Here is an 18,820-nt window from a genome sequence, read left to right as displayed (position 1 = left end):
CCCCACGGGCCTGCCGGGGCGTCAGTTGGCGTGGATGACCTGAGTGACGCCGTTGATGATCTGCTGCACCGCGAGGGCCGAGAGCATCATGCCCGCGAGCCGCGTGACCAGGACGACACCGCCGTCCTTGATGACCCGGATGATCAGCAGCGAGTACCGCATGGTCACGTAGAGCACGAGGTGGATGGCGATGATCGCCGCCCAGACCGAGATCTGCCCGGACACCGAGTCGTGGTTCTGGACGGCCAGGATGACCTGCACGATCGCGCCGGGCCCGGCGAGCAGCGGCATGCCGAGCGGCACCAGGGCGACGTTGACGTCCTTGGTCTGCTGGGGCTCGTCGGTCTTGCCGGTGAGCAGGTCGAGCGCGATCAGGAGCAGCAGCAGACCGCCCGCGATCATCAGCGCGGGGACGTCGATGTGCAGATACGTCAGGATCTGGTGCCCGACGAGCCCGAAGAGCGTGATCACTCCGAGCGCGACGGCGGCGGCCTGCCAGGCCATCCGGCGCTGGACCTTGGCGGCCCGGCCGGCGGTCAGCGCGAGGAAGATCGGCGTGATCCCGGGGGGATCCATGATGACGAACAGGGTGAGGAAGAGGGAGCCGAAGACGGCAGCGTCGAACACGGTGAGCCTTGCAAGTGAGGGGCGTACATGAGGAGGGCCGGGCGCGGGTGCGCGGGCCGGCCGGGCCCGTCCCCCGGGGCCGCGCGGAAGCCGGCCGGGAAGGGGGTTCGAGGAGTGGGGGTACGGGGGCGGCGCCCCGGGTCGGGAGCGGTGCCCCCGGATCGGGAGAGGCGTGCTCTCCCTACGGGCGGGCGCTTCCGCCCGCGCCCGGCACGGGGAAGGCCCCCGTGGCGCGGCGGGTGATCTCGCCGTAGATCTCGGGGTCGGTGGTGTACTCCCCGAGCCGTACGGGCTTGCGGCTGCCGTGGTAGTCGCTGGAGCCGGTGGCGAGCAGGCCGAGTTCGCGGGCCAGGCCGCGCAGCCGGTCCCGGGTGGGGGCGTCGTGGTCGGTGTGGTCGACCTCGATGCCGTCCAGCCCGGCGGCGGCCAGCTCCGCTATCGCGGACTCGGGCACGACCCGGCCGCGCTTGACGGCGAGCGGGTGCGCGAAGACGGTGACGCCGCCGGCGGCCTTGACCAGCCGGATCGCGTCGAACGGGTCGAGCTCGTGCTTGCCGACGTAGGCGCGGCCGCCGTCGCCGAGCCAGTCCGGCACGAAGGCGTCGGACACCGAGTCGACGACGCCGAGTTCGACGAGCGCCTCGGCGACGTGGGGGCGGCCCACCGAGCCGTCGCCCGCGATGCGCGCGACCTGCTCCCAGGTGATGGGCACGCCGAGTTCGCGGAGCTTGGCCACCATGCCCTGGGCGCGCGGCACCCGGTCGTCGCGCACGAGCTCGCGCTCGCGGGAGAGCTCGGGCTCCTCGGGGTCGAAGAGGTAGGCCAGCAGGTGCAGGCCGATGCCGTCGATGCGGCAGGAGAGTTCGGCGCCGGTGACGAGGGTGAGCCCGGCCGGGAGCGCGGCGATGGCCTGCGCGTATCCACGGGTGGTGTCGTGATCGGTCAGTGCGACGACGTCGAGCCCGGCGGCGGCCGCGTTGGCGACCAGCTCGGCGGGGGTGTCCGTGCCGTCCGACGCCGTGGAGTGGGTGTGCAGATCGATGCGCACGACGCGTACTCCAGGGCATAAGGGACGGATCAGGGGACGCTCAAGGATAACCGCCCGGCCGCGCCCCGCGGTCCGCCCGGCCGAGCCCCGCAGTCCACCCGGCCACACCCGCACACCCCGCAGTCCGCCCGCTCCGCTCCGCCCGGTCCGCTCGCGGATCGCCGGGTCAGGACAGGATGCGCGGGGTCAGCGCCCCGCACGGGACCAGTTCGACTTCGGCGCCCGCGTCGCGCAGGTCGGTCAGGACGAGCTCGTCGTACATCAGGAGGCCGGACTGTTCGGGCCACACGATGGCCCACAGCCACAGGCCGCGGGCCTCCCCCGCGAAGACCGCGCGGTCGTCCGGGGTGCGGGTGACGTGCCACAGCGGGGTGGGCCGGCCGGCCGCGAGGACCTTGGTGTGCGGGGGCTTCTCCACGCTCATGAACGGGCCGGGGTCGGGCCCGTCGATGCCCGCGTACCGTGCGCCGAGCCCCACGCCGAGCTCCTCGGCGACCAGGATCAGCTCGCCGATGCCGCCGAGCGGACCGGGGCCCGAGCAGGCGACGGCGGTCGCGCGGCCGCCGCTGCGGTCGTCACCCGCGTACGCGACGCCGGTGAACAGCCAGCCGACCGGCAGCGGCCAGGGCATCCAGGCGGGCACCTGGGCCCGGCGCACGACGACCTCAAGGGCCTCGACGCTGGGCGGCACCACCGGCTGGAGCGGATACACCGGCCCGTGCGCGTCGCACTGCCAGGTGTCGGCAAAGAGACCGGGCGCCCTGACCCGGCCTCCACACTTCGGGCAACTGGGTTCGCCCCTCATAGAGCCCCACGGTCCTCCCCGCCCGTCGCCCCGTCAAGGACGATCACCCGTCCGGAGTGCGGCCCGCCCGCCGGCCCCGGACGCGGAGCCGGAGGCAGGGGCCCGGAGGCCGTGCGACACCGGAGGAAAAGTAGTTTCATATTGCATCCATTAGCCTCGCTAAGTTATTATGTGTATCGCACAACGATCTTGGGTCACCCATCGAGCGGGGGCCCTCCGACGGGAAGCGGGAGCAGCCATGCGGCAAGGAAAGGACCCTCTCGACGAAGGTGCGGGGGCAGGCGGTCTGCTGCGTCAGCCCAAGGCGGTCTGGGCGACCGCGGGCGCGTCCGTCGTCGCCTTCATGGGCATCGGCCTGGTCGACCCGATCCTGCCCTCCATCGCCAAGGGCCTGGACGCCACGCCCAGCCAGGTCTCCCTGCTCTTCACCTCGTACTTCCTGATCACCGCTGTCGCCATGCTGGTCACCGGCTTCGTGTCCAGCCGGATCGGCGGCAAGAAGACGCTCCTGGCGGGCCTCGCCCTGGTGGTCGTCTTCGCCGCGCTCGCCGGCACCTCGAACTCGGTCGGCGAGCTCGTCGGCTTCCGGGCCGGCTGGGGGCTCGGCAACGCGCTGTTCGTCTCGACCGCACTCGCCGTCATCGTGGGCGCGGCGGCCGGCGGAAGCGCGGCCGCGATCCTGCTCTACGAGTCCGCGCTCGGGCTCGGCATGGCGTGCGGGCCGCTGCTCGGCGCGATCCTCGGCGACATGAAGTGGCGCTACCCGTTCTTCGGCACCGCGGCCCTGATGGCGATCGGCTTCATCGCGATCACCGCGCTCCTCAAGGAGCAGCCCAAGCCGGCCCGCAAGACCTCGCTGCTCGACCCGATCAAGGCGCTCGGCCACGGCGGGCTCGCCTCGGCGGCGGCCTCCGCGTTCTTCTACAACTACGCGTTCTTCACGGTCCTCGCCTTCACCCCGTTCGTCCTGAACATGTCGCCGTACAAGTCGGGCGGCGTCTTCTTCGCGTGGGGTGTGCTGCTCGCGGTGTTCTCGGTCCTCGTCGCGCCGCGGCTCCAGGAGCGGTTCGGCTCGCTGAAGGTGCTCGGCGGATCGCTGGTGCTGCTCGCCGCGGACCTGATCGTGCTGGGTTACGGCAACCACGCCACGGCGGTGGCCGCGACGATCGCGTCCGGCGCGTTCATCGGCCTCAACAACACCGTCTTCACGGAACTGGCCCTGGGCGTCTCGGACGCGCCCCGGCCGGTGGCGAGCGCGGGCTACAACTTCGTGCGCTGGTTCGCCGCCGCCGCTGCTCCCTACTTCGCGCCGAAGATCGAGGAGTGGAGCAACATCCACATCCCGTTCGTGGTGGCGGCCGTCGCGGCGGTGCTCGGCGCGCTGATCGTGTGGGTGCGGCGGGCTTCGCTCACGCACGAGGCGGAGGAACTGCGGCCGGCGCACGCCGTGGAGGACGGGGTGTCGGTCTTCGCGAACTGAGCGGGTGGCCTCCGGCGGGGGCGGCTCGGGACGGCGCGGGGTGCCTGCGGCCCCGGCCGCCCCGCCTCCGGGTGCGGACCGTGCGGGTTGCTCGCACCCCCCAGCCCGCTCGCCTTCGGGTGCGGACCGTGCGGGGTTGCTCGCGCAGTTGCCCGCGCCCCTCAAGCCTGTTGTCGTCCGCCCGCCGTGCGTGGCTGGTCGCGCAGTTCCTCGCGCCCCTGGCGGGACCGGTGCTGGGGCACCTTCAGCCCGTCATGGGGGTCCCCCCTGGACCTTAAGGCCTTGGGGGAGATTGAGGACGAGCGCCGTTCAGGCGCGAACGGGGTCCGGGGCGCAGCCCCGGGGTGGGTGGTCAGTCCAGTGCGACGGACTTGCGCAGGGGGTCCCTCAGGTCCGTGCCCCGGGTCAGCCAGCGCTCCTCCAGCTCCGCCGCGCCGCGCACCCGCTTCCACGCCGCCTCGTTCGAGGTCATCGGGAGCAGCGGCAGGAAGCGCACCGGGTCCAGCGGCCCGTCGAGCTCCAGGTCCTCGACCAGGCCGCCCGGCTCGGCGACGAGCACGGAGGCGAACGGGGCGCCGGGCCACAGCGGTTCGCCCAGGTCGAGCGAGGCGCCCGGGGCCACCACGAGGCCCTCCACCTGCGGGGAGGCGGCCAGCACGGCGAGCGGGCGGAGCACCTTGTCGGTGTCGGCGAGCCCGGCCCGCACCGACAGGACCAGCTCGGCCCGCGGGCCCTTCACCGGATCGGCGAGCGCGGCGGTGGGGTCGGCCATCGGCTGGGCCGACATGCCGAGGGTCGCGTACCGGACGATGTCGCCCTCGGTGAACCGCAGCACCTCGATGCGGTCCGTACCGAGAAAGGTGACCGCCGCGCGCGCGTCCGGCTCGCCCAGTGCGGCGCGCAGCCGGGCCTCGACCAGAGCAAGAACATCAACCATGGGCCGAGCATAGAAGGCGTATGCAAGCGGCAAAGAGGGGGCTTGACGCAACAGTGGGCTGATAGTCTTGGCCGCTGTTCGGGACAGCAGGAAGTCCCCCACGGGGGACCGGCTGGAGGAGGTGGGGCTGCGATGGATCGAAGTCGGCCTGGCAGTACCAACCGCTCTTCCGCACGGCTGCGTTGTCCCCGGTGATCTGAACTCTCGTCGATCCGAGAGCGTGCATACCCGGCCTCCGTGCCCGGAAACACCTGAGTCTCATGGCGTTTCGCCAACGGAAGAGCATCTCGCCTTGCGTTGTCCGTTTCAGTAGCGAACGCCGTCCCCGCGTGCCCCTGTGGTGCCGCCCGCTGTGCGAACGTGTGCGATGAATGCCTTTCGAGGTCGATTCGACCCCTTGGCCCCCTTCTTTGCAGAACGTCCCCATTCGGGCAGTTCCAGAGTGTCACGCCCCGACGGCCCCTCCGTGAAGGAGTCCTGCCATGTCGATGATCCGTGACCTGCGTGCCGTGGTCCGCCCCGCACTGCGCAAGACCAGCACCCCGTACAACGGCTACGACACCACCCGCGACCCGTCGGCGAGCAGCGCCGTCGTGGACTGCGCGGTCTACCGCGACGGACGGCGGCTGCGCTCCGTCGAGGAGAACACCTGCCTCACCCCGCGCGAGGCGATGCGCCGGGTCCGCGAGGACGGCGGCTTCGCGTGGATCGGTCTGCACGAGCCGACCGAGGCCGAATTCGCCGGTATCGCGGCCGAGTTCGGGCTGCACCCACTCGCCGTGGAGGACGCGGTCCACGCCCACCAGCGGCCGAAGCTGGAGCGTTACGACGACACCCTGTTCACCGTCTTCAAGACCATCCACTACGTGGAGCACGCCGAACTCACCGCGACCAGCGAGGTCGTGGAGACCGGCGAGGTGATGTGCTTCACCGGGCCGGACTTCGTCATCACCGTCCGGCACGGCGGCCAGGGCTCGCTGCGCGCGCTGCGCAAGCGCCTCCAGGACGACCCGGAGCTCCTCGCCAAGGGTCCCTCCGCCGTGCTGCACGCCATCGCCGACCAGGTGGTCGACGGCTACCTCGCCGTCGTGGACGCCGTGCAGGACGACATCGACGAGGTCGAGATCGAGGTCTTCTCGGCCCCGGCCAAAGGCAGCCCGCGCGGCGTGGACGCCGGCCGGATCTATCAACTCAAGCGCGAGGTACTGGAGTTCAAGCGCGCCGTCTCGCCGCTGCTGCGCCCGATGCAGCTCCTGAGCGAGCGCCCGATGCGGCTCGTCGACCCGGACATCCAGAAGTACTTCCGGGACGTGGCCGACCACCTCGCCCGCGTCCAGGAACAGGTCGTCGGCTTCGACGAACTGCTCAACTCGATCCTCCAGGCCAACCTCGCCCAGGCGTCCGTCGCCCAGAACGAGGACATGCGCAAGATCACGTCCTGGGCGGCGATCATCGCCGTGCCGACGATGGTGTGCGGGGTGTACGGCATGAACTTCGAGTACATGCCGGAGCTGCACTGGAAGTACGGCTACCCGGTCGCGATGGGCCTGGTGGCCGTGGCCTGCTTCGCCATCCACCGCACCCTCAAGCGCAACGGCTGGCTCTGACCGGTCAGTTGGCCCGGTTCGCCCGGACGACCAGGGCCAGCCCGGCCAGGATCACCAGGAGCGCCGGGTAGGCGAGGACCGGCGGCTGCTGGCCGAGCCAGAGCGCCGCGATGAGGGCGGCGCCGGGGGTCTCCAGCAGGATCGCCGTCGACGTGACGGACGGCCCGAGGCTCGCCACCACCCGGTTCAGGAGGGAGTGGCCGAGCAGCTGCGCCGCGAGCGTGAGCACGGCGAGCTTCACCCACGTCTCCGCGTCGTACGAGGTGAGGTCGGCCCCGCTGACCAGCGAGGCCGCCAGCAGCCCGACGGCGGCCGTGCCGTAGCAGAGGTAGGTGTACGGGACGGTGTCCACGCTTCTGCGGACCTCGGCGCCGAGCAGCACGTACCCCGCGGCCGCGATGCCGCCGCCGAGTGCCAGCGCGTCGCCCGCGAGCGCGCGCGACGACAGGCTGAGGTCGACGCCGGTGAGCAGCAGGACCCCGACGCAGGCGGCCAGGGTGCCGCTCCAGACCAGGGCCGGCGGGCGGTGGCCGCGCAGCCGCAGCGCGAGGGTGGTCCAGATCGGGGTGGTGGTGCACAGCGCGGTGGACGAGGCGACGGACGTCATGCTCAGGCTCGGCAGCCATAGCCCGAAGTGCAGCGCCAGCAGACCGCCCGCGCCGAGCGTGAGGCCGACCTCGCGCCGGGTCAGCGCGCGCAGCCGCGACCGGTACGTGAACCAGGCCACCGGGCTCAGCGCGCCGACCGCGAGGGCGTTGCGCCAGAACGCGATGGCGAGCGCGGGCGCGGCGGTGGCCGCGATGAGCGGCGCGGACAGCGAGACGCTGGCGAGGGCGACACCGAGCAGGACGAGGTCGGCGCGCGGGTGGGCGGCGACGGCCGGCGCGGGGGTGGTGGCAGTGGTCACGGCGGCAGCGTAAGGGGCATGGCCGGATTACGGAACTGACTATTCCCGGGGGCCTCTACTGTGGTCCCATGACGCAGACGTTGCTCGACCAGGCCCTGGTCGAGGAGGCCACGAAGAAGTCCGGGCTCATCTGGGTGCGCGGCACCGGGGGGAGCACCGAGCGCGCCCTGTGGCACGCCTGGCTCGACGGGGCCGCGTACGTCGTCGGGGGCGGTCCCGGTGAGCAGCCCCTCGAAGGACTGCCCGACGGTGGCACGGCGACGGTGACGGTCCGCTCCAAGGACAAGGGCGGCCGGCTCGTCGCCTGGACGGCTTCGGTGTCGGAGGTTCCGGCGGGCTCTGAGGCGTGGGACACGGCCGTGGCCGAGCTCAAGGGCAAGCGCCTGAACGCGCACGACGGCGAGGCGATGCCGGCCCGGTGGGCCGCGGAGTGCCGCCTGTTGCGGCTGGCGCCGACGGGCCCCTTGGACCCGGCACCGGAGTCGTCCTTGGCCGCCGCACCCGTGCCCACCGCGGCGACCACCCGGCACCCGGTACCGGCTGCGCTTCCGCGGCTGCTCCTCAAGCGCAAGCGGCGCTGACCCCGCCCCCGGCGGCCGCCCGCATCACGTCGTCGGAAGCTGGTGGCCGTAGTCCACTGTCGCGCCCTTCGCCGGCGGCGCGAGCGTGAAGTCCTTGTTCCAGTCCGCGAGTTCGAGGACCCCGGCGCCGCCCGCGCGCTCGAAGCGCAGCGGGTAGGGGGTGCCCTGGAGGGAGACGTCGAGGGTGCCGCCCTCGCCGTCCTTGCCCGCCTCGATCCGGACCGTACGGACGTTGCCGACCTCCGACCGGTCGCCCTTCGACAGCGTGCCCTGTAGCCCCAGCATCCCCTTGAGCAGGACCGACTTGTCGGTGAAGCCGCGCAGTTGCTGGTAGGCGGGGTCGCCCGAAGGCACCTTGACGTACTTGTCGTCGAGCTTGCCCGCGGCCTGGGACGCGCCGCCCGACTCGCTGTGCGACCAGAACCCGGCGCCCGCCTTGAGGAACAGGTCGTCGCCCACCCGCAGCAGCCCGAACGTGCTCTTCTGCGAAGTGACCGTGCCCGACCCGCCGCTGCTCTTCAGCTTCATGTCGATCCGGTACGAGCCGCCCTTGCTGACCAGCGTCCCCGAGAGCCGGACCGCGTCGGCCCCGTCGGCCGCCGTGCGCGCCTTGTTCTCGATCTCGGGGGCGGACAGCTTGCCGACCCCGTTGGTCCCCTCGTCGGGATCCGAGCCGCAGGCGGTGAGCGCCGCGGCGAGACCCGCGCACAGCGCGACGGGCAGCACGGCCCGGCGGGCCCGGCCCCGCACCCGTACGGACAAGGGGGATGAGGTCACCTGCGCACTGCCTCTCACATGGATGTAGGGGGTCGGCAGACCGCACCCTACCCGCAGTGCATACGCTGCTCGGCAGAGCTCCGGACGGACGACCCGCAAGGGCGTACCCCGCCGCCACCGGCTAGCCTGAAGCCCTTGTCCCGCAGCGATCGCGGTGGTGCGGAGCAACCCTGAACAGTAAGGAGGCGCTCGTATGGCGGCAGGCGCCCCCCGGGTCTTCGTATCGCACCTCTCCGGCGTGGCCGTCTTCGACCCCAACGGCGACCAGGTCGGCCGGGTGCGCGACCTCGTGGCGATGCTCCGGGTCGGCCGCAGGCCTCCCCGGCTGCTCGGCATCGTCGTGGAGGTCGTGAGCCGGCGGCTCATCTTCCTGCCCATGACCCGGGTCACCGGAGTGGAGTCGGGCCAGGTCATCACCACCGGCGTGGTCAATCTGCGCCGCTTCGAGCAGCGCCCCACCGAGCGCCTGGTCCTCGGCGAGCTGCTCGACCGCCGGGTCACCCTGGTCGAGACCGGCGAGCAGGTGACCGTCCTGGACGTGGCGATCCAGCAGCTTCCGGCCCGCCGCGACTGGGAGATCGACAAGGTCTTCGTCCGGCGCGGCAAGTCGGGCGCGCTGCGCCGCAAGGGCGAGACGCTGACCGTCGAGTGGTCGGCCGTCACCGGCTTCTCCCTGGAGGAGCACGGGCAGGGCGCCGAGAACCTGGTCGCCACCTTCGAGCAGCTGCGCCCCGCCGACCTCGCCAACGTCATGCACCACCTCTCCCCCAAGCGCCGGGCCGAGGTGGCCGCCGCCCTCGACGACGACCGGCTCGCGGACGTCCTGGAGGAGCTGCCGGACGACGACCAGGTGGAGATCCTCGGCAAGCTGAAGGACGAGCGGGCCGCCGACGTCCTGGAGGCGATGGACCCGGACGACGCCGCCGACCTGCTCTCCGAGCTGCCCGAGGAGGACAAGGAGCGCCTCCTCACCCTGATGCAGCCCGACGACGCGGCGGACGTGCGAAGGCTGCTCTCGTACGAGGAGCGCACGGCGGGCGGTCTGATGACGACCGAGCCGATCGTGCTGCGGCCCGACGCCACGGTCGCCGACGCGCTGGCCCGGGTGCGCCAGCAGGACCTCTCGCCCGCGCTCGCCGCGCAGGTGTACGTCTGCCGCCCGCCGGACGAGACGCCGACCGGCAAGTACCTCGGCATGGTCCACTTCCAGCGGCTGCTGCGCGAGCCGCCGTTCACGCTGGTCAGCTCGGTCGTGGACAGCGATCTGAAGCCGCTGCCGCCGAACGCCTCGCTGCCCTCGGTGACCAGCTTCCTCGCCGCGTACAACATGGTGGCCGCGCCCGTGGTGGACGAGAGCGGTTCGCTCCTGGGCGCCGTGACCGTCGACGACGTACTCGACCACCTGCTGCCGGACGACTGGCGCGAGACGGAGTTCCACGGGCCTGAGGGGGTTCCCGATGGGCAGCACTGACCGCGCGGAGGAGCGCAGCCGGGCGGGCGGGGCGAGCGCCGTGGCGCGTGGCCGCGCCCGGCTCGACCAGCCGCGCTCGGGACGCGTACGGCTGCTGCCGGAGTGGGACCCGGAGGCGTTCGGGCGGTTCAGCGAGCGGATCGCGCGGTTCCTGGGCACCGGACGGTTCATCGTCTGGATGACCCTGATCATCATCCTGTGGGTCGCCTGGAACATCTTCGCGCCGAGCAGCCTGCGCTTCGACAACTACCCGTTCATCTTCCTCACGCTGGCCCTGTCCCTCCAGGCCTCCTACGCGGCCCCGCTGATCCTGCTCGCGCAGAACCGGCAGGACGACCGCGACCGGGTCACCCACGAGCAGGACCGCAAGCAGAACGAGCGGTCCATCGCCGACACCGAGTACCTCACCCGGGAGATCGCCGCGCTGCGGATGGGCCTCGGCGAAGTGGCCACCCGCGACTGGATCCGCTCCGAACTCCAGGACCTGGTCAAGGAGATGGAGGAGCGCCGGCATCTATTCCCGCCGGAGCGGCCGTACGGACGTGACGAAGGCGACCGCTGACAGGGCTTTCCGTACCGTGCGGTAAGCGCCGTACCATCGACCGTATGGCTACGGAAGACGCGGTGCTTGAGGCACTGGCGACGGTGAACGACCCCGAGATCCACCGACCGATCACTGAGCTCGGCATGGTCAAATCGGTGCAGATCGGCGAGGACGGGGCAGTGGCCGTCACGGTGTACCTGACCGTCTCCGGCTGCCCGATGCGCGAGACCATCACGAAGAACGTCACGGAGGCGGTCGAGCGGGTCGAGGGCGTCACCCGTGTCGACGTCACGCTCGACGTGATGAGCGACGAACAGCGCAAGGACCTCGCGTCCGCGCTGCGCGGCGGCACCGCCGAGCGCGAGGTGCCGTTCGCCCAGCCCGGCTCGCTGACCCGTGTGTACGCGGTCGCCTCCGGCAAGGGCGGCGTCGGCAAGTCCTCGGTCACGGTCAACCTGGCGGCCGCGATGGCGGCGGACGGCCTGAAGGTCGGCGTCGTGGACGCCGACATCTACGGCCACTCGGTGCCGCGCATGCTGGGCGCCGACGGCAAGCCCACCCAGGTCGAGAACATGATCATGCCGCCGTCCGCGCACGGCGTGAAGGTCATCTCCATCGGCATGTTCACGCCGGGCAACGCGCCGGTCGTCTGGCGCGGCCCGATGCTGCACCGCGCGCTCCAGCAGTTCCTCGCGGACGTGTACTGGGGCGACCTGGACGTCCTGCTGCTCGACCTGCCGCCGGGCACCGGCGACATCGCGATCTCGGTGGCCCAGCTGGTGCCCAACGCCGAGATCCTCGTCGTGACCACCCCGCAGCAGGCCGCCGCCGAGGTGGCCGAGCGGGCCGGTTCCATCGCCGTGCAGACGCACCAGAAGATCGTCGGCGTCGTCGAGAACATGGCGGGCCTGCCCTGTCCGCACTGCGACGAGATGGTCGACGTGTTCGGCACCGGTGGCGGCCAGAAGGTCGCCGACGGCCTGACCAGGACGACCGGTGCCAACGTGCCCGTCCTCGGCTCCATTCCGATCGACGTCCGCCTGCGCGAGGGCGGCGACGACGGCCGGCCCGTCGTCCTGTCCAACCCCGACTCCCCGGCCGGCGCCGCCCTGCGCGCCATCGCCGGCAAGCTCGGCGGTCGCGCCCGCGGCCTGTCCGGCATGTCGCTCGGGATCACGCCGCGCAACAAGTTCTAGCCGGTCGGCCGGGGCGTCGCCCGGCGCCCCGGCCCCCCGCGCTGCGCTCCCCCGCTACGCCCGGGCGGACAGCGCCGCGAGGTACTCGGCCAGCGCCTCCTTCGTCCGGTGGAGGGGGAAGCGGGCCCCGAGCTGACCGTCGGGCCGGACGATGAAACCGGTCGGGCCCTGGGGGCGGTAGAGCCGCGCGAACTCCCCTGCCGTGTCCAGGTATCCGGGCACCGGCAGCTCCACGAGGGCCGACAGACCGGCCGGGCCCGGCAGCGGCGAGCGGGCCGTCGGGGTGCCGGGCTCAAGGGGTTCGATGCCCTGGCCGACGACCGCCACCGTCCGCGGCCCCGGTGTCTGACCCGGTGCCGCCGTCCCGAGCGCGTGGGCGTCTTCGAGTTCGGCGGCGGCCTGGGCCGCGACCGGATCGGTGGGGTCGGTCAGATAGAGGATCACGGCGTGCCCCGGGCAGCCGCGCAGCACGTCGAGCAGCCGCATCCGATAGGCGGTCAGCGGCGCGGCGAGGCCGTCGCAGTCCGGGGCGCGATCACCCGGCTGGGGCGCGTCGGCCGGGCCGTACGGGGTCGTGGCGAGCGGGCCTTCGCGGTAGCCGATCAGCAACTGCGCCTCGCGGAGCATCAGCGTCCGCGCGTCGTCCGGGTCGGCCTGGACGCCGTGGGCGGCATGCCGCACCGTCCGCCCCACCACCTCCTCGCCCACCGGGCGGCGTTCGGCGTCATAGCTGGTGAGCAGGGCGGTCCCGGCCGAACCCCGTAGGACGAGGGCGAGCTTCCAGGCCAGGTTGCAGGCGTCCTGGATGCCGGTGTTCATGCCCTGGGCCCCGGTGGGCGGATGGATGTGCGCGGCGTCCCCGGCGACGAAGACCCGGCCCTCGCCGTACCGGTCGACGATCCGGTGGCTGATGCGGAACACCGAGGACCAGCGCATCCGGGAGAGGACGGACGGCCTCGGCGCGAGCCGGTCGACGACGGCCTGGATCTGGGACAGCTCGGGGACCCGCTCGCCGCCCAGACCGTGGGCGATGCCGTCCGCGGGCCCCTCGGTACCGCCGGCGGCCGTGCCCTCGTCGGCCGGGCGTTCCGCGACGAGCTCGGGCGCGGCCGGCATGGACAGGCGGTACCGGTGCACCCCGGGCAGCGGCACACAGACCAGCAGGTCGTCGACCGTACCGTCCGCCGCACGGTGGCTGGCCCGGATGCTGTAGCCGGCCGGCAGGTCCCAGTCCGCCTCCACGTCGGCCAGCATGTACGACGTGGGGAAGGCCCCTCCCTCGAAGGAGAGCCCGAGTCCCTTGCGAACCGCGCTGTGCGCGCCGTCGCAGCCGACGAGATACCCGGCCCGGAGCTCCTCCTCGCCCCCGGCGGCGGTGCGCAGGAGGGCGGTCACCCCGTCCGGGTCCTGACTGAAGGACAGCAGTTCCGTCTCGCGCTCGATGGCCGTGCCCAGACCGGCGAGATACTCCTCCAGGAGGCGCTCGGTCTCGTACTGCGGCAGCGCCGCGAACCCGTACGGCACCTCGGGCGGGAGTTCCAGGTCCATCCGTGGCTGCTCGACACCATTGACATAGGTCAGCTGGCCGTGGAGCGGCACGGCCGCCTCCATGACCTCGCGGACCAGGCCCATCCGGTCCCAGATCTCCAGGGTGCGCGGCTGGATGCCCACCGCCTTCGCGTAGGGCAGCCGGGCCGGCAGCCGTTCGACGAGCCGGACGCGGACTCCGTGCCGGGCCAGCTCGGCGGCGGCGCTCAGGCCGACGGGGCCGGCGCCCACGATCAGTACGTCGGTGCTGCGGGTGTGCGCCACGGGTGCCTCCCAGTCTCGGCCCACGGCCCCCGATCCCCTTCCAGTGTGGCCCTGCGCGACCCGGGCGGCGAGGCAACGGGGATCGTCTCGGTGCGGTCCGCACGAGGCCGACCTATCCTGCTGATGGGGGAGGGATGGGAACCGGTACCTGGCAGACACCCGCCGTCCGTGCGAGCGGACCCAGGGGCTCCGGTCCGGTGCTCGACCAGTGCGCCACTTCCCCGAGGCCACCTGGATGTCCCTATGGATACCTACCCGCCGGCACCCACCGCCCCCGGCCGCCGCCCGGCCGACGGGCCCCGCCGACCGTCCCGGGCCCGGACCGCCCGGACCGCCCGAGTCCGCCCCTGGGCCGCCCTGCTGATCGCCTCCGTGCTGCCGCTGACGCTCGCCGCGCCCGCGATCGGCGCTCCGGCCGGCGGGCAGCGCACGGGCGCGGTGCGCGCCGCGCCGGACCCGCGGAGCCTGACGCCGGATCTGATCGCGATGATGCAGCGGACGCGCATCCCCGGGGCGATCGTGTCCGTCAGCACCCCCGATACGGGCACCTGGACCGCGACCCTGGGCACCGGCGACCTCACGACCGGGGCGCCCATGAAGACCGATCAGCACCTGCGGATCGGCAGCATCACCAAGACGTTCACGGCTACGGTCGTCCTCCAGCTCGTCCAGGAGGGCAAGCTGTCGCTCGACTCCCCGCTGGCGGACTTCCGCCCGGACGTTCCGAACGCCGAGCACATCACCGTCCGCCAGCTGCTCCAGATGACCAGCGGCCTCTACAACTACTCCGAGGACCCCGGCTTCAACCGGCGGCTGGACCAGCGGCCCGAGGGCCGGTGGAGCCCGCAGGACCTCCTGGACGTGGCCTTCCACCACCCCGCGTACTTCCCGCCGGGCAAGGGCTGGCACTACTCCAACACGAACTACGTGCTGCTCGGACTGATCGCCGAGCATCTCACCGGGCAGCCCCTTGAGCAGCTGTTCAAGGAGCGCCTCTTCGACAGGGCCGGCATGGGCGACACCAGCCTGAACAGCGACTCCACCGTGCCGGATCTGCAGGCCAAGGGCTACGAGTTCATCAGCAACCTCGGCAGTCTGACGGCCCCGGTACTGACCGGCAAGGACGCCGCCTGGGCGGACTGGAAGGCCGGTGACCCGAACGAGGTCACGCATGTCAACGCCTCGTGGGCCTGGGCGGCGGGCGCCGCCGTCTCCACCGTCGACGACCTGCGGCGCTGGGCCCCGGTGCTGGCCGAAGGCACCCTGCTGAACCCCCGACTACAGCGGGAGCGGCTGCACTTCATCCCCACCTCGGACCGGCCCGGCAAGCCGACGTACGGACTCGGCGTCGCCGACATCGACGGGTTCATCGGGCACGACGGCCAGATCCCCGGCTACAACAGCTTCGTGGGGTACGACCCCCAGCGCCGGGCGACCGTCGTGGTGCTCGTCAACCTCAACCAGTCCCCGGACGGCACGGCTCCCGCCGACCAGCTGACCAAGTTCCTCATCGCCAAGCTCTTCCCGGCCGGCCGGTGAGCTGAGGCGTCCGTCATGGACGCGTGCGGTCAGCGGTAAGGGGCACCCCGCTATTGCGGGGTGCCCCTTACCGGTACGGCCGTTGGACTCGCCGCGCACTCACCGCGTACCCACGGCGCACCCACGGCGTGCTCACCGCGTGCTCACTCGTACGAGGCGATGTCCTTGACGACGGAGAAGCCGAGCCCGTAGGCGCTCAGGCCGCGACCGTACGCGCCCAGATGCACCCCGCTCCGGGCCGAGCCCGCGAGGATCCAGCCGAACTCGGACTCGCGGTAGTGGAACTCGGTCGGTTCGCCGTCCACGGGGAGCGAGAGCGTCGACCAGTCCGGGCCGGCCAGATCGTCGGCGAGCTCCCACGCCGTCTCGGTCTGCTGGTCCAGCCAGTCGCCGCGCAGGACGTGGTCCATCTGCGCGGGCCAGGTGAAGGAGAGCAGCCCCGAGCCGGCCAGCCAGGCAGCCGAGGAGACCGAGGTGGCTTCCAGGACGCCCGTGCCGTCGCCGCTGCGGCGCACCGGGTTGGCGGGGATGCTCACGACCACCGCGAAGCGCTCGCGCTCGGCCGTGCCGCCCTGCGCTTCGGGCCGTATCGACGGCTCGTCACCGTGGCCGACCGAGCCGTGCTGGACCGTGTCGTCGGCGGCGAGCGCCACCTGCATGAGCCAGCGCGGCCCGGTGAACGCCTCGTCGAGCCCGTACCAGGGGAAGGGCGCGCGGAGATAGCCGTCGACCGTACGCCGGGCACCCGGCACTCCCTCCGGTGTGGCCCCGGCGCCCTCGGGCCCCCCTTGAGGGGACTGCCCCGCTACCCGGCTTGTCGTCTCCATCTGCCCGGCCGCCTCCTAGATCAGTTGCGTCCGGAGCGGCCCGCCCCCCTCGGGCGTCCTGGCATCCGGACAGATGGAGGATAGCCATCTCTTCGGGGCTCGCCGGAAAAGCCCATGTCGGATTGGCGTGTATCAGCGGGTATCGGCGCCTGTCAGGTGGCGTCGGCGTCGAAGGGCGGGCGCTCGCCCGGCTCCAGCTTCTCGCGCTTCTTCAGGAGGTCGGGGGTGCCCGAACCGTTCACCGAGCCGTTGGCGGCCGTGGTGGCGGGGGCCGATTCGCGGCCGTGCACCGCGTCCGCGACCTCCTCCATGTCCTTGCGGAGGTCGAAGCTGTTGCGGATCTCCTTCAGGCCCAGGTCGTCGTTGTCCATCAGCTGCTTGCGGACGAAGTTCTTGGGGTTCAGGTCCTCGAACTCGAAGTCCTTGAACTCGGGGCCCAGCTCGGCCCGGATGTCCTGCTTGGCGCTCTCGGAGAAGCTGCGCACCTTGCGGATGATGTTCGACACGTCCTGGATCAGCTTGGGAAGCTTGTCCGGGCCGAAGATGAGCACGGCGAGGACCACGAGTGTGACCAGCTCCATGGGCCCGATGTCGTTGAACACCCGCTGCTCCTCGTGTTCTCAGTGCTCGCGATCTCGGCGCTTGTCTCTCAGCCCCGCGTCCGGTCATGGACCGCTCCACGGTACCCGGCGAAACTGTCGCCGCGGTACCCGCGGGGTGACCTTTGGGCATCGGCACGGGGCCGGTGGCACGCCGGGCACGGCCGGGGCCCGCCCCGGGGGGGCGATCCGGGCCGGCCCCGTCCCGGGGAGCCCGGACCGGCCCCGTCCCGGGAAGTCCCAGGAGGCGGAGCCGAGCGTCGGGGGACTCAGGAGGCGGAGCCGAGCGTCAGCGTGAGCTCCTGTTCCCTGCCGTCCCGCGTGAGGGCGAGGCGCAGCTGGTCGCCGGGGCGGTGCGCGCGGACCTTCACTATCAATTCCTCGGCGCCGTGCACCCGCTGGCCGTCCACCTTGGTGATCACGTCCTGCGGCCTGATGCCCGCCTTGGCCCCGGGGCCGTCCGCGGTGACGGACGACTTGCCGTCGAGCGCCTTGTCGGCCACGCGGGCGCCGTCGCCGGTGAACTTCATGTCGAGCGTGACGCCGATCACCGGGTGGGTGGCCCTGCCGGTGTTGATCAGCTCCTCGGCGACCCGCTTGGCCTGGTTGATCGGTATGGCGAAGCCGAGTCCGATCGAGCCGGCCTGACCGCCGCCGCCGTCCGCGCCGCCGCTCCCCGCCGACCTGATCGCGCTGTTGATCCCGATCACCCGGGCCTTGGAGTCGACGAGCGGGCCGCCGGAGTTCCCCGGGTTGATCGGGGCGTCGGTCTGGAGCGCGTCGACATAGCTGACGTCGCTGCCGTCGCCGTCCTCGCCGCCCGCCGTGATCGGGCGCTCCTTGGCGCTGATGATGCCGGACGTGACCGTGTTGGAGAGGTCGAAGGGCGCCCCGATCGCCACCACCGGGTCACCCACCAGGACGTTGTCGGAGTTGCCCAGCGCGAGCGGCTTCATCCCCGATACGCCGCTGACCTTGACGACCGCGAGGTCGTATCCGGTGTCCCGGCCGACCACCGTGGCGGCGACGCTCTCGCCGCTGCTGAAGGTCACCGAGATCTTCCCGGAGTCGCCCGCGGCCTTCACGACGTGGTTGTTGGTCAGGATGTGCCCGGCGTTGTCGAGGACGAAGCCGGTGCCGGTGCCGGACTCGGTGGCGCCGGTGACATGGATGGTGACCACGCTCGGCAGCGCGCTCGCGGCGATCCCGGCGACACTGTCCGGTGCCCTGCCCAGCGGCTCCTTGCCGGACTGCGGCAGCTTGACGCCGCTGGTGATGCCGCCGTTGCGCTCGACGTACGCGCCCACACCGCCGCCGATGCATCCGGCGACCAGGGCAAGCAGCACGGCCCCGGCCAGCAGCGCCCCGCGCCGCCCCTTCCTGGGTCCGGGCTCACCCGCCTTGCTGAACGGCTCCCCCGGGGCGCTCCAGGGGTCGTACTGCGTCCACTGCGGGGCGGGGTGTGCGGCGGGAGTGGCGGGCGCGGCGTAAGGGACATCGGATGCGGGTGCCTGGCCGGCGGCGTACGGGGGCTGGGGCGGCAGCGCGGTGCCGCCCGGCGGCGTCGGGACCGGCCGCTGGACGGGCGGCGCCGGTGCCCACGGGCCGGGCCCGCCGTACGGCGGCGTGCCGTAGGGATCGGGAGCGTGCAGCGGCTGACGCGGGGCCGGGTGCACGCCGTCCTCGGCCGGGGCGGCCCGCGGCTCGGGACTGCTCAGCGGCGGGGCCGGGGCCTCGGAGGCCGGGTCGTCGGGTATGGGCTCCGCCCCGTGAAGCGCATCTGACGGTGCGTCAACACCGGCGTCCGGAACGGCCGCCCGCTCCTGCGCGGACTGCGCGGGCGGACCGTGGTGCGCGGGCTCGGGCGCCCCGGCCGGCGGGGCCAAGTCGTAGGCGTCGGCCGGGGGTTCCGTGGCGCGGGGGCGGTCGGTCTGCGGACGGCTCCACCACTTCGGCTTCGGCCCGGTGGGCTGCTCGTTCATGCTCTCCCCGCGACTGGCTTCCCTGCGTGCTCCGACGAGCACCCCTCCCCGGGATTCAACCAGGTCGCCCCGGGTGGCGGC

General features: G+C 72.4%; 17 protein-coding genes. 7 read left to right on the top strand and 10 right to left on the bottom strand.

Features of this window, described 5'->3' with window-relative positions; genetic code table 11:
* Positions 1-21 precede the first annotated feature (21 nt).
* The 3 genes from ACFYNP_RS18445 to ACFYNP_RS18435 form a co-directional block, all read right to left on the bottom strand.
* Entirely contained in the window at positions 22-627 is a 606-nt protein-coding gene (locus tag ACFYNP_RS18445; RefSeq protein WP_388786442.1) for a MarC family protein, read from the bottom strand.
* A 181-nt stretch (positions 628-808) separates the two neighbouring features.
* On the bottom strand, positions 809-1,675 hold the full coding sequence (locus ACFYNP_RS18440) for a PHP domain-containing protein (protein ID WP_388786441.1): 867 nt from the start codon (positions 1,673-1,675) through the stop codon (positions 809-811).
* A 166-nt stretch (positions 1,676-1,841) separates the two neighbouring features.
* Positions 1,842-2,480: a DUF6758 family protein gene (locus ACFYNP_RS18435; protein ID WP_100574947.1), complete on the bottom strand. Its 639-nt coding sequence runs from the start codon at positions 2,478-2,480 to the stop codon at positions 1,842-1,844.
* 238 nt (positions 2,481-2,718) lie between these two features.
* On the opposite strand from ACFYNP_RS18435, the gene ACFYNP_RS18430 reads away from it, so the two are divergent.
* Positions 2,719-3,960, top strand: coding sequence for an MFS transporter (locus ACFYNP_RS18430; protein ID WP_388406487.1), 1,242 nt, complete (start codon positions 2,719-2,721; stop codon positions 3,958-3,960).
* A 352-nt stretch (positions 3,961-4,312) separates the two neighbouring features.
* On the opposite strand, the gene ACFYNP_RS18425 is transcribed toward ACFYNP_RS18430, so the two are convergent.
* Positions 4,313-4,897, bottom strand: coding sequence for a suppressor of fused domain protein (locus ACFYNP_RS18425; protein ID WP_388786439.1), 585 nt, complete (start codon positions 4,895-4,897; stop codon positions 4,313-4,315).
* Positions 4,898-5,379: 482 nt separating this feature from the next.
* On the opposite strand from ACFYNP_RS18425, the gene ACFYNP_RS18420 reads away from it, so the two are divergent.
* Positions 5,380-6,504, top strand: coding sequence for a magnesium and cobalt transport protein CorA (locus ACFYNP_RS18420; RefSeq protein WP_388406482.1), 1,125 nt, complete (start codon positions 5,380-5,382; stop codon positions 6,502-6,504).
* A 4-nt stretch (positions 6,505-6,508) separates the two neighbouring features.
* Here the strand turns inward: ACFYNP_RS18420 and ACFYNP_RS18415 are convergent, their stop codons facing one another.
* Positions 6,509-7,411: a DMT family transporter gene (locus ACFYNP_RS18415; protein WP_388786437.1), complete on the bottom strand. Its 903-nt coding sequence runs from the start codon at positions 7,409-7,411 to the stop codon at positions 6,509-6,511.
* Between the two features lie 68 nt (positions 7,412-7,479).
* On the opposite strand from ACFYNP_RS18415, the gene ACFYNP_RS18410 reads away from it, so the two are divergent.
* Complete coding sequence (locus ACFYNP_RS18410) at positions 7,480-7,992, top strand: hypothetical protein (protein WP_388406476.1); 513 nt, start codon at positions 7,480-7,482, stop codon at positions 7,990-7,992.
* A gap of 24 nt (positions 7,993-8,016) precedes the next feature.
* On the opposite strand, the gene ACFYNP_RS18405 is transcribed toward ACFYNP_RS18410, so the two are convergent.
* Positions 8,017-8,769, bottom strand: coding sequence for a hypothetical protein (locus tag ACFYNP_RS18405; protein WP_388406473.1), 753 nt, complete (start codon positions 8,767-8,769; stop codon positions 8,017-8,019).
* A gap of 193 nt (positions 8,770-8,962) precedes the next feature.
* On the opposite strand from ACFYNP_RS18405, the gene ACFYNP_RS18400 reads away from it, so the two are divergent.
* From ACFYNP_RS18400 to ACFYNP_RS18390, 3 genes are read left to right on the top strand one after another with little or no spacing between them, the layout of a single operon-like run.
* Positions 8,963-10,240 carry a magnesium transporter MgtE N-terminal domain-containing protein gene (locus tag ACFYNP_RS18400; protein ID WP_388406471.1) on the top strand — a complete coding sequence of 426 codons (1,278 nt, stop codon included), beginning with the start codon at positions 8,963-8,965 and terminating at the stop codon, positions 10,238-10,240.
* Positions 10,227-10,802 (top strand): DUF1003 domain-containing protein, encoded by a 576-nt coding sequence (locus ACFYNP_RS18395; RefSeq protein ID WP_388406469.1) that lies wholly within the window; start codon positions 10,227-10,229, stop codon positions 10,800-10,802. Before ACFYNP_RS18400 ends, ACFYNP_RS18395 begins: the two co-directional genes overlap by 14 nt.
* Positions 10,803-10,846: 44 nt before the next feature.
* A complete protein-coding gene (locus ACFYNP_RS18390) occupies positions 10,847-11,980 on the top strand; it encodes an Mrp/NBP35 family ATP-binding protein (protein WP_388786435.1) in 1,134 nt (377 codons plus the stop codon).
* A gap of 54 nt (positions 11,981-12,034) precedes the next feature.
* Here the strand turns inward: ACFYNP_RS18390 and ACFYNP_RS18385 are convergent, their stop codons facing one another.
* Positions 12,035-13,792: an FAD-dependent monooxygenase gene (locus ACFYNP_RS18385; protein WP_388786433.1), complete on the bottom strand. Its 1,758-nt coding sequence runs from the start codon at positions 13,790-13,792 to the stop codon at positions 12,035-12,037.
* Between the two features lie 243 nt (positions 13,793-14,035).
* Between ACFYNP_RS18385 and ACFYNP_RS18380 the strand changes: the two genes are divergently transcribed.
* Positions 14,036-15,331 (top strand): serine hydrolase domain-containing protein, encoded by a 1,296-nt coding sequence (locus ACFYNP_RS18380; RefSeq protein WP_388786431.1) that lies wholly within the window; start codon positions 14,036-14,038, stop codon positions 15,329-15,331.
* Positions 15,332-15,474: 143 nt separating this feature from the next.
* Here the strand turns inward: ACFYNP_RS18380 and ACFYNP_RS18375 are convergent, their stop codons facing one another.
* The 3 genes from ACFYNP_RS18375 to ACFYNP_RS18365 form a co-directional block, all read right to left on the bottom strand.
* Positions 15,475-16,158 (bottom strand): hypothetical protein, encoded by a 684-nt coding sequence (locus ACFYNP_RS18375; RefSeq protein WP_388786429.1) that lies wholly within the window; start codon positions 16,156-16,158, stop codon positions 15,475-15,477.
* 152 nt (positions 16,159-16,310) lie between these two features.
* The gene (locus ACFYNP_RS18370; RefSeq protein WP_388406455.1) at positions 16,311-16,760 is read right to left on the bottom strand and encodes a sec-independent translocase; all 450 of its coding nucleotides are present in this window, start codon (positions 16,758-16,760) and stop codon (positions 16,311-16,313) included.
* 266 nt (positions 16,761-17,026) lie between these two features.
* Complete coding sequence (locus ACFYNP_RS18365) at positions 17,027-18,739, bottom strand: trypsin-like peptidase domain-containing protein (protein WP_388786427.1); 1,713 nt, start codon at positions 18,737-18,739, stop codon at positions 17,027-17,029.
* Between the last annotated feature and the right edge of the window lie 81 nt (positions 18,740-18,820).

The organism is Streptomyces sp. NPDC006691, assembly GCF_042869955.1.
Lineage (GTDB): Bacteria > Actinomycetota > Actinomycetes > Streptomycetales > Streptomycetaceae > Streptomyces.
The sequence above is the reverse complement of the archived record's forward strand: the minus strand, read 5'-3'. Positions and strand labels throughout refer to the sequence as shown.